Source organism: Micromonospora sp. DT46, from assembly GCF_049841735.1.
In the GTDB taxonomy this organism is placed as follows: domain Bacteria; phylum Actinomycetota; class Actinomycetes; order Mycobacteriales; family Micromonosporaceae; genus Micromonospora; species Micromonospora reichwaldensis.
In genome coordinates, this window is record NZ_JBNCKW010000019.1 from 1 (window position 1) to 10728 (window position 10728).

The window sequence follows — 10728 nt, forward strand, 5'->3', positions numbered from 1 at the left end:
TCGGCCGGACCATGTGTAACCACCGCCGGCCCGCCATCATTCCGGGGCCCCGGGCCCGCCAACCCATCGGGGCGGCGCGACCTCAGCGGGGTGGCCTTGCTCGGTCGTACGCAGGGTGTAACGACCCCGGCCCGGCCACGATTCCGCCCCCACGATGCCCCCGGTCACACCCACAACCCGCACACCCGGCACCGTCACGCCAACGACTCACCGGCTCAACCCGCCCCGGCCAGCCACCACGAAACCGGACACCCGGTCACACCCGGGTCCACGGGTTACCGACTCCCGGCTCACCCGGCTCACTTGGCTCAACCCGGCCCACCAGGCTCACTCTGGCTCACCAGGCTCACCGGGCTCACCGGGCTCATCCGGCTCATCCGAGTGAACCCGGGTGAGCCGGGGTCCTCGGGTCACTTGAGTCACCCGGGTCCCTGGGGTCACCGGGGTCGCCCCAGACACCCGGGTCACGAGGCGCCGGTGGAGATCTTGGTACGAGAGTGCCCCTGGAGGGGCCGTTTCTTGCCAAGATCTCCGGCAGGAGCCCGGCGGACGGACGCGAGAAGTAGGCACCGACGGGGTGTGGCCCGCCGTGCCCGGCGCAGGGATCAAGCCTGACCGCCCGGAGCCGGGCACGGCGGCCACACCCACCACGACGCACCGCACCCCCACGAAACCATCCGACACTGGCAGTAACCACCACGCCGAGAATGCAGAACCCAGCCCCGGCGACCCGCGCTCACCGCCGGCCAGGAGCACAAAAAACCATCCCGACCACGCCCCGCCAGCCACGACACCGGCGAAACCGCGATCCCCAGCGGCCCGACCTGGGGTTACCCTGACACCATGCAGGCCCTCTCCCCCGCTCCGACCCGCGCGGCCCACCTGGCCCGTCCGGGCCGGCCCGCCGTGGTGGCCCGCACCCTCACAGAGCTGACCGGCCCCACCCGTGGCGTGGTGGAGTTGCCGGTGCGGCTGATGTGGAACTCCGACCGCACCTTTGACCTGGGCGATCCGGACGAGTTGCTCTGGATGTACGAGAACGTGCTGCGCGAGACCACCCGCGCGGAGGATCTCCGGCTGCTCATCAACGGGCGCACGTTGCGCCGGGTGTGGCGGCTGCTCAACCTGCCTCGGGGCGTACGCCAGGCGTGGGAGAGCCGGCACCGGGGGCTGCGTACGGCGTGAGCACGCCCCATCCGCACGAGTTCTACCGCGAGGTGGCCCGGGTGGCCCTGTCCGCCGCCGGGCCGTACCGGTTCGTGCTCGGCGGCGGGGTGGCCTGGGCCGCACACGGGCTGGTGACCCGCCCGACGGAGGACGTGGACCTGTTCGCGGACGTGGAGGGGGCCGCCGCCGCGGCGGCGGACGGGGTACGGACGGCACTGGAGCGAGCGGGGTTCGAGGTGACCGACGCCGACCCCGACAGCGAGCTGGCCGAGCTGTTCGACGGCTTCGACCGGGACCTGAGGGACTTCGTGGTGAGCCGGGACGGGCGGCTCATCCGGCTCAGCCTGGCCCGCCTCGACCGGCACCGGAGCCCGGTGGTGATGGACCTCGGCCCGGTGATGGACGTACGGGACCTGATGGCGAACAAGACCGCCGCCCTGGTCAACCGGCGGGAGGTCCGGGACTACATCGACGTCGCGGCGGCCCTGGAGCACCACGACGTGGCAGAGCTGCTGGAACTGGCCCGCCAGCTGGACCCGGCCCTGGACGAGGACGACGTCCGGGCCGCCGGCCGCTACCTGGACCGGCTGCCCGACCGCCGGTTCGCCCGCTACGGCCTGGACCCCGCCGCCGTCGCCCAGGTCCGTACCCGCCTGACCCCCTGGCCCCGCTGACCACCCACCCGCCCCCCGTCTCTTCGCGCGCCCCGCACCCCGCACCTCTCGCGCCGATCATGCACTTCTGGTGGGCGGGAAGTACTGATCCTTCCCTTTTGCGGGGCACCACAACTGCATGATCGACGCGGGCCAGCGAGGCGCGGGGCAGCGAGGACGCGGGCCAGCAAGGGCGCGGGGGCGGCGAGGGTGGGGGTTACTTCGTGGGGCGGCCGCCCGTTACGCCGAGGATCTCGCCGGTGACGTAGCTGGATTCCTGGGAGGCGAAGAAGACGTACGCGGGGGCCAGCTCGGCCGGCTGGCCGGGGCGTCCCTCCGGGGTGTCCTGGCCGAACTTCTCGACCTTCTCGTTCGGCATCGTCGCCGGGATCAGCGGCGTCCAGATCGGGCCCCGGCGCCACCGCGTTCACCCGGATCCCCCGCTCGGCCAGGTCGGCGGCGAGCGCCTTGGTGAAGTTGGCGATCCCCGCCTTGGTGGTGGCGTAGTCCAGCAGCTGCGGCGAGGGGTCGAACGCCTGGATCGACGAGGTGTTGATGATCGCCGAGCCCTCGGGCATGTGCGGCACGGCCGCCCGGCAGAGCCAGAACATCGCGTACAGGTTCGTCTTCAGCACCCGGTCGAACTGCTCGCCGCTGATGCCGAGGATGCCCTTGTCCTGTGCCATCTGGTAGGCCGCGTTGTTGACCAGGATGTCGATCCCGCCGAGGTCGTGCAGGGCCCGTTCGACCAACTGCTGGCAGTGCCCCTCGTCCGTGATGTCGCCGCGCACCGCGATGCCCTTGCGGCCAGCCTCCTCGACCAGCCGGACGGTCTCCCGGGCGTCGGCGTCCTCCTCCTCGCTGAGGTAGGAGATGAGCACGTCGGCGCCCTCCCGGGCGTACGCGATGGCGATCGCGCGGCCGATGCCGGAGTCGCCACCGGTGATCAACGCCCGCCTGCCGTCGAGCTTGCCGCTGCCGCGGTACGACTCCTCGCCGTGGTCCGGCTTCGGGGTCATCTCCTCCGTCGAGCCGGGCGGCGTCTGCTGCTGCTTCGGTTGTCCCTCCTGCTGGCCGTACTGGCTGGTGGGGTCCTGCTGGGTGTGCTGGTCCTCGCTCACCGACGTCTCCTCGCGCACCGGTCGGGTCTGGGGTCTCCCACGCCCTACCCTGCGGCGGCAAGCGGAAACGGCCGTCGCCGTGTTACATGACCATGCCCCTGCGCGCCGGTGTGATGAAACACCTCGGGCGGCTGTGGCAGGAGTGACCGCCGCTCGTTTATGGTGCGCTCGGCGCTCACCGGGCGTCCCGAACCCCCATGGAAGGGCACCTCATGACCTCTCCCTCCGGCCCGTCGCGTCGGACGGTGCTCGCCGCCGCGGCCGCGGCGGCGAGCGTCCCGCTGATCGCCGCCGCCCCCGCCCAGGCGGCCGGCCCGGCCCGGTCGCGGACCTGGGACCTGACGATCCTCGGCACGTCGGACACCCACGGCAACGTCTACAACTGGGACTACTACTCCGACGCCGAGTACGACGACAGCAAGCACAACGACGTGGGCGTCGCCAAGCTGGCCGCCCTCGTCAAGCAGATCCGCGCCGAGCGGCGCGGCAAGGCGACGCTGGTGCTCGACGCCGGCGACACCATCCAGGGCACCCCGCTGGCCACCTTCTACGCCAAGCAGGAGCCGATCACCACCACCGGTGCGACGCACCCGATGGCCAACGCCATGAACGTGCTCGGCTACGACGCCGTGACGCTGGGCAACCACGAGTTCAACTACGGCCTGCCGCTGCTGGCGAAGTGGATCTCGCAGCTGGGCTTCCCGGCGCTGGCCGCCAACGCCGTCAACGTCGCCACCGGCAAGCCGGCCTTCCTGCCGTACGTCATCAAGAAGGTCGACGTCGGCTTCGCCGCACCGCCGCTGCGCGTCGGCATCCTCGGCCTGACCAACCCGGGCAGCGCGATCTGGGACCGGGCCAACGTCGAGGGCAAGCTGCGGTTCGACGACATGATCGCCACCGCCGCGAAGTACGTGCCGATCATGCGGGCGCGCGGCGCCGACATCGTGCTGATCTCCGCCCACGGCGGCGACAGCGGCACCTCCAGCTACGGCCCGGAGCTGCCGATCGAGAACCCGACGGCGCTGATCGCCCAGCAGGTCCCCGGCATCGACGCGATCCTGTTCGGCCACGCCCACGCCGAGGTCGCCGAGAAGTTCGTGGCCAACGAGCAGACCGGCGAGCAGGTGCTGCTCACCGAGCCGTCGAAGTGGGGCCAGCGGCTGAGCCGGATGGACTTCACCCTGGCCCGCGATCGGGGCCGCTGGAAGATCACCAAGAAGTCCGCCGCCCTGCTGAACACCAACACCGTGGTCGAGGACCCGAAGGTCCTCGCCGCCGTACGGGCGCAGCACCAGAAGACCGTCGCGTACGTCAACCAGGTCGTGGCCCGCTCCACGGTGGAGCTGTCAGCGGCGGAGAGCCGCTACAGGGACACCCCCATCCTGGACTTCATCAACCACGTGCAGACCGAGGTCGTCGGTGAGGCGCTGGCCGGCACGGCGTACGCGGACCTGCCGGTGCTGTCGATCGCGGCACCGTTCAGCCGGACCGCGGTCTTCCCCGCCGGCGACGTGAAGATCCGCGACGTGGCCGGGCTGTACGTCTTCGACAACACCCTCGAGGCGGTCGTGCTCAGCGGCGCCGAGGTGCGCGCCTACCTGGAGTACTCGGCGAAGTACTTCCGGACCCTCGCCCCCGGCGCCCCGGTCGACCCGGCGACGATCAGCGACCCGGCCGTGCCGGACTACAACTACGACGTCTTCTCCGGCCTGGACTACGACATCGACATCTCCAAGCCGGTGGGGCAACGCGTCACCCGCCTGGTGCTGCCCGGCACCGACACGCCGGTGGCGGACAACGCGCAGTTCGTGGTGGCGGTCAACAACTACCGGCGCAGCGGCGGCGGCAACTTCCCCGGCATCGTGAAGACCCAGGTCTACAACGAGCAGCAGGAGATCCGGCAGCTGCTGATCGACTGGGCGCAGGCCAAGGGCACCATCGACCCGGCGGACTTCTACCAGCCGAACTGGCGGCTGGTGCGCGAGGGCGTGCCCGTCTTCTGATCCCCGCACCACCGGACGGGCCGTGGGCTGATCGCCTGCGGCCCGTCCGGCGCCCGGCGGCACGACCGGCCCGGTGCCACGTACGCGACGTGACACCGGGCCGGGCCGGCGCCGCGAGCCGGGTCAGCGTCGTTCGCGACCCGTGACGCGACCTCCGATCTCCAGGCGCGGCCAGTCGGCGAGGTCCCGCAGCAACTGCCGGTCGTGCGTGGCGACCACGACGGCGGCGCTCGTGTCACGGATCGCCTCGGTCAGCTCGTCGACCAGCGCCGACGACAGGTGGTTGGTCGGCTCGTCGAGCAGGATCAGCCCGGGCCGCCCGGCCAGCGCCAACGCCAGGTCGAGGCGCCGCTGCTGCCCCTGCGACATCCGCCCGACCGGGGTGCGCATCGCATCGGAGTCGAGCAGCCCGAGCGCCCCGAGCGGGACGGCCTCGGCGTCGCGGAGCGCCCTGCGGGCCACCAGCCGCCCCACGTGACGGGCGTGGACCTCGCGGGCGGTGAGGCCGGGGTCGTGCGCGGCGGTCTCCTGGTCGATCAGGGCGATCCGTGCCTCCTTCGCCGTCCACACGCGTCCGTCCGTCGGCTGGAGCGCGCCGGCCAGCACCGCGAGCAGCGTGGACTTCCCGGCACCGTTCGCCCCGGTGACCAGCAGCCGGTCGCCGCCGTCGAGGGTGAGGTCGACCGGACCGGTCAGGCGCCCGTCGACGGCGACGCCGTACGCCCGCAACTGTGGCGCACCCCGCCGGACGCTCAGGTCGGGCCACCGCAGGGTCGGCGGCGGCTCCGGCACGTCGATCCGGTGCGCCTGGAGGGCGTCCTGCTGGCGGTGCAGGGCCTGCACGACGCCCGGCGCGCGGGACTGGCGCTGGTGCTTACTGGTCCCCTTGTCGGGCCGCCAGCCGGTGGAGAGCCGGTCGCGGGCCTTGGACACCGCGTTCTGCAGCCGCTGGTGCTCGGCCTGCTGCTCCTCGTAGTCCTGCTCCCAGGACTCACGTTCGCGGCGCCGGGCGTCCTGCCAGGCGTCGTAACCGCCGGCGTACAGGCGCGGCGTCCCGTCGCGCGTCGGGTCGAGGTCGAGGAACCGGTCCGCGACGTCGCGCAGCAGCGCCCGGTCGTGGCTGACGACGGCGAGTCCGCCGTCGTGCTCGCGCAGCCTGCGGGTCAGGAAGTCCAGCCCGTCGGCGTCGAGGTGGTTGGTCGGCTCGTCGAGCAGCAGCACGTCGTGCCGCGCGCCGAGCAGGCACGCCAGCCGTACCCGGTAGCGCTGCCCGACGGAGAGCTCCGACAACGCGCGGTCGCGGTCCGTGCACGCACCCAGGGCCTCCAGTGCGACATCGATGCGGCGCTCGGCGTCCCACGCGTCGAGCCCCGTGGCGGCCTCCAGCGCGACGGCATAGCGGTCCCCGGCGCCGGGATCGCCCGCGGCCACGGCGAGCGACGCCTCGTCCAGCGCGGCGAGGGCCGCCAACGACGCGGCCAGTGCCTCGGACGTCAGGGTGCCGACGGTCGCACCGTCACTCGCGGACAGCTCCTGTCGGGCCAGGCCGATCGTGCCCGCCCGGTGCACGGTGCCCTCGTCGGGCGGGATGAGGCCGGCGAGAACGTGCAGCAGCGTCGTCTTGCCGCGGCCGTTCTCGCCGACGACGGCGATCCGGGACCGGGCGGAGACAGTCACCGACACGTCGGCGAGGACCCGTCGGGAGCCGCGGACGACGGCGACGCCGTTGGCGCGGACGTGCGCGGCGCCGCCCGCCGCGACGGGCAGGGACAGGGTTTCGGTGATCGGGGTGAGGTTCAAGGGTGCTCCGCAGCTCGTGGTGGAGCCGGGCAGCAGCAAGCGGCCGCCCGGCAGGAACCGGGACGGCGAGCGCGGATCAGCAGAGAGCAGGCGCCGCCGTCAGCGGGCGGAGCGGATCTTCTGCGACCAGATACCTCGTGCCATGGCGACCAGGCTAGCAGCGCGGGCGCTCCCGCTCGTCCGGATTTCGCTCCGTCGGACAGGCCGTAGGAAGAACCGGCAGGAACGGTGATCGAGCTGTGCCCCCGTTCCCCGGGCAGGGCGTCAGGCCCCGTGCCGCAGGTCCCACCGGTCGCGCTCGTCGCCCGGATCCGGCTGGTCCCGCCGCGGATCGGTCTCGGTCAGCGCCGTCCGCTCCTCGGGGCGAACCGCGGGCGGAAGCTCGCCGAAGCGCACGTGCCGCAGGAAGCCGAAGCGCACGTGCCGCAGGAAGCTGTACTCCTCGTCGGTGAACGACGGTCCGGAGTGGTCTTCTGCCATGACTTCTCCCTCGACGTCATCATTGTGTGCGGTGGTGACGTCGGACACCACCGCTAAGGCATCCTAGGATCCTGGGCAAAAGGCGAGGGCTGGCTTGCCGTGTGGCGCGTGTCCGGCGCGCCCGATCGGCGTGCTGGTCAGGCGCGCGCCGACGACGTGCGGCCAGGCCTGCGCGCCAGAAGGTGCGGCCAGGACGTGCGCGGCCAGGACGTGTGGGCCTCCGCGGCCGGGTTCAGCCGCTCGGCGGCCGGTCCAGCAGCGCCAGCGCCGCCCGGACCGGGGCGCGACGCAACGTCTCGTCGAAGCTCGCCCGGCCCTGGCAGAACCGCACGAACATCCGCCAGCCCGGCGGCGTGGCCAACAGCGCGTGGAAGACCCCCGGCCGCCGGGCGAACACGTCGAGCAGCCGGTGCCCGGCGCGCATCGACGGCACCAGGTCCCGGGTGACCGCGCGGTCGTAACCCGCCAGGTCACCGGCGGCGACCGCCGCGCCGGCCAGTTCGCCGGAACGCAGCGCGTAGCTGATCCCCTCCCGGCTCCACGGCTCCAGCAGCCCCGCAGCGTCGCCCGCGACCAGCACCCGGCCCCGACGCAGGGGCGAGTCCTCGGCCCGGCAGCGGGTCAGGTGGCCGGAGTCGTGCGCCGGCTCCACCCCGGACAGACCCAGCCGGTCCACGAACCCGCGCAGGTAGGCCCTGGTCCGCTCCCCCTCGCCCCGGGCGGCGATCACCCCGACCGTCAGCCGGTCGCCCTTAGGAAAGACCCAGGCGTACGAGCCAGGCAGCGGACCCCAGTCCAGCAGGAGGCGGCCCCGCCAGCGGGCCTGCTCCTCCGGCGGCACGGGCAGCTCCAGCTCCAGCCCCAGGTCCACCTGCCGGTGGGTGACCCCCACGTGCCGGGCGGTCACCCCCGAGGAGCCGTCCGCCCCGACCACCGCCCGCGCGTGGACCGTGTCCCCGTCGGCCAGCCTGAGGCGTACGACGTCAGGGTCCTGCTCGACCGCGCGGACCGCGACGCGCTCGCGCACCTCGGCACCGGCGGCAACCGCGGCGGCCCGCAGTCGGTCGTCGAACTCCTCCCGGCGCACCATGCTCACCAGCGGCCCGCCGGGATGGCGGCGGGTGAACCGGCGACGCCCGTCCCGGGTGAACGTCACCCGGTGGACCCGGTCGTGCGCGGGCACCTCGATCCGGTCGGCCACGGCCGCGAGCGAGGTGCCGATCAGACCGCCCCCGCAGGTCTTGTAACGCGGGTGCGCGGCGCGCTCCACCACCAGTGTGCGCACGCCCGCTCGGGCGGCGGCGTGGGCGGCGGAGAGCCCGGCGGGGCCGGCGCCGACGACGGCGAGATCCCAGACGATCACTGGTGCAGCCTAGGGCAAACCGCAGCCCGCGGCGCCGACGGCGCGGCCACCGGCACCGCCCGATCGGGTGGGCATCTTCGCCCGTCCACCGGGTAACCGCAGCGGCGTAACCGCCCGCGCAGGGGCGGGACAGGCGAAGGAGGAAAGGCCATGCGGCAGGTGCAACTGTCGGATGTCGAGGAGCGGGTGTACGACGCGGTCGCGGCGCTGGAGGCCCGGGGACAGGTGCCGTACCCGGACCTGATCGCCGAGGAGGCCGGTCTCACCGAGGAGCAGCTGCGGGCGCCGCTGCACCAGCTCACCGAGAAGAACCTGTTGCACCGGGAGGACTCGCCAATGGCCGGGCTGGACTTCGGTCCCCGGTTCTGCGCCCGCCAGATGGCGTGAGCCCCCGAGCACCTCGCGATGGTTCGCCTCCCGGGGACCGGGGTAGCGCTCGACGATGCCCGATCACTGGTCCACGGGAGGCACGATGAGCCCGGCCGACACGACCGCGCCGCCGGACGACCGGCGCCGCTGGCAGGCCCTCGGGGTCGGGCTGGTCGCCGCCTTCATGACGCTGCTCGACGTGAGCATCGTCAACGTCGCCGTCCCGTCCATCGACCGCGCCCTCGGGGCCTCCCCCAGCGACCTGCAGTGGGTGCTCTCCGGGTACGCCCTGACGTTCGGGCTGGTGCTGGTCTCCGCCGGCCGCTTCGGCGACGCACGCGGCCGGCGAAACGCGTTCGTCTTCGGGATCGCCCTGTTCACCCTGGCCAGCGCGCTGGCCGGGCTGGCCGCCTCGCCCGGGTGGCTGATCGCGGCCCGGCTGATCCAGGGCGCCGCCGCCGGGGTGGTGAACCCGCAGGTCACCGGGCTCATCCAGGAGCTCTTCCAGGGGCCGGAGCGGGGTCGCCCGTTCGGGCTGCTCGGCGCCACCATCGGCATCTCCACGGCCGTCGGCCCGCTGCTCGGCGGCCTGCTGATCGCCGTCGGCGGCGAGGCGCACGGCTGGCGGTGGGTGTTCTTCGTCAACGTGCCCGTCGGCATCCTCGCGGTGGTCCTCGGCTGGCGGCTGCTCCCCGGCCGACCCGCCGGCCCACGCGACCACCGGCGGCTGGACCCCGTCGGGGTGCTGCTGCTCGGCGTGGGAGTGCTGGCCGTGCTGTTGCCGCTGGTGCAGCAGGAATGGCGGAGCCCGGCGAAGTGGCTGCTCGTTCCGACGGGGCTGCTCGCCCTGGCCGTCTTCGGGGCGTGGGAACGGTGGTACGGCCGCCGCCAGGAACCGCTGTTCGACCTGGGGCTGTTCGGCTTCCGGTCGTACGCCCTGGGATCGCTCATCGCGCTGCTCTACTTCGGCGGGTTCACGGCGATCTTCTTCATCTTCACGCTCTACCTGCAGAACGGCCTCGGCTACAGCGCACTGGTCGCCGGCCTGGCCATCACCCCGTTCGCGCTGGGCTCGGCCGCGGCGTCCGCGCTCGGCGGCCGGATCGTCAACCGCTTCGGGCGTCCCCTGGTCGCGGTCGGGCTGCTCACCGTCGTGGTGGGACTCGTCGCGGTGGTCGTCGTGCTGAACCTGGCCCCGAGGGGCGCCGCCGTGCCGTGGCTGACCGCAGCCCCCCTGCTGGTGGCCGGGCTCGGCAGTGGTCTGGTGATCGCGCCGAACCAGACGCTGACCCTGTCCCAGGTGCCGGTGCGGCAGGCGGGCAGCGGGGCCGGCATGCTCCAGACCGGCCAGCGGATCGGGTCCGCCGCCGGGATCGCCGCCGTCGGCTCGGTCTTCTTCTCCTCGCTGGCCGCCAGCGGCGGGGACTTCTCGCTCGCGTTCCGGCACTCGCTGCTGCTGGCCGCCGGGGTGATCGCACTCGCGCTGGTCGCGGCCCTGGTCGACGTCGCCTTCGGCCACCGCCGGTGACTACGGTCTCCAGCAGTTCCAGCCGGGCGTCGAGCCAGGCCTGGGCCAGCCGCCACGACGGCCGACGCCCCCGGCCAGCACCCGCCGGTGGGACGCCAGGTCGCCGCGCTCGCCCTGCTCTGCCACCGGTCATCGCGGCCCGACATGCGTCTGGCCGGCACCCCGGTTGGGGTGCCGGCCAGCGGCGATTCGGCTACTGCTGTCAGCTGTTCCAGTGCTCGGCCACCAGGTCAGCGGCCTGCTG

The 10728-nt window shown here is 73.2% G+C and carries 8 protein-coding genes and 1 pseudogene; 5 read left to right on the top strand and 4 right to left on the bottom strand.

The genetic code is table 11. The features are described from left to right. Window positions 1-843 precede the first annotated feature (843 nt). Window positions 844-1185 carry a hypothetical protein gene (locus tag ACLQ20_RS31225; protein WP_151454641.1) on the top strand — a complete coding sequence of 114 codons (342 nt, stop codon included), beginning with the start codon at window positions 844-846 and terminating at the stop codon, window positions 1183-1185. Further along, the gene (locus ACLQ20_RS31230; protein ID WP_425858360.1) at window positions 1182-1841 is read left to right on the top strand and encodes a nucleotidyl transferase AbiEii/AbiGii toxin family protein; all 660 of its coding nucleotides are present in this window, start codon (window positions 1182-1184) and stop codon (window positions 1839-1841) included. The genes ACLQ20_RS31225 and ACLQ20_RS31230 overlap by 4 nt, the downstream gene beginning before the upstream one ends. 196 nt (window positions 1842-2037) lie before the next feature. Here the strand turns inward: ACLQ20_RS31230 and ACLQ20_RS31235 are convergent. Beyond that, window positions 2038-2941 (bottom strand): annotated as a pseudogene (locus ACLQ20_RS31235) (SDR family oxidoreductase). Between the two features lie 212 nt (window positions 2942-3153). On the opposite strand from ACLQ20_RS31235, the gene ACLQ20_RS31240 reads away from it, so the two are divergent. Beyond that, on the top strand, window positions 3154-4944 hold the full coding sequence (locus tag ACLQ20_RS31240) for a bifunctional metallophosphatase/5'-nucleotidase (protein ID WP_151456835.1): 1791 nt from the start codon (window positions 3154-3156) through the stop codon (window positions 4942-4944). Window positions 4945-5067: 123 nt separating this feature from the next. Here ACLQ20_RS31240 and ACLQ20_RS31245 read toward each other — a convergent pair whose 3' ends face one another. The 3 genes from ACLQ20_RS31245 to ACLQ20_RS31255 form a co-directional block, all read right to left on the bottom strand. Further along, window positions 5068-6744 carry an ABC-F family ATP-binding cassette domain-containing protein gene (locus tag ACLQ20_RS31245; protein WP_425858361.1) on the bottom strand — a complete coding sequence of 559 codons (1677 nt, stop codon included), beginning with the start codon at window positions 6742-6744 and terminating at the stop codon, window positions 5068-5070. A gap of 264 nt (window positions 6745-7008) precedes the next feature. Beyond that, window positions 7009-7224: a hypothetical protein gene (locus ACLQ20_RS31250; RefSeq protein ID WP_425858362.1), complete on the bottom strand. Its 216-nt coding sequence runs from the start codon at window positions 7222-7224 to the stop codon at window positions 7009-7011. 232 nt (window positions 7225-7456) lie between these two features. Then, entirely contained in the window at window positions 7457-8587 is a 1131-nt protein-coding gene (locus tag ACLQ20_RS31255; RefSeq protein ID WP_425858363.1) for a geranylgeranyl reductase family protein, read from the bottom strand. Between the two features lie 150 nt (window positions 8588-8737). Between ACLQ20_RS31255 and ACLQ20_RS31260 the strand changes: the two genes are divergently transcribed. After that, entirely contained in the window at window positions 8738-8974 is a 237-nt protein-coding gene (locus ACLQ20_RS31260; RefSeq protein ID WP_132239717.1) for a hypothetical protein, read from the top strand. 85 nt (window positions 8975-9059) lie between these two features. After that, entirely contained in the window at window positions 9060-10484 is a 1425-nt protein-coding gene (locus ACLQ20_RS31265) for an MFS transporter (RefSeq protein ID WP_358118221.1), read from the top strand. Window positions 10485-10728: the final 244 nt, after the last annotated feature.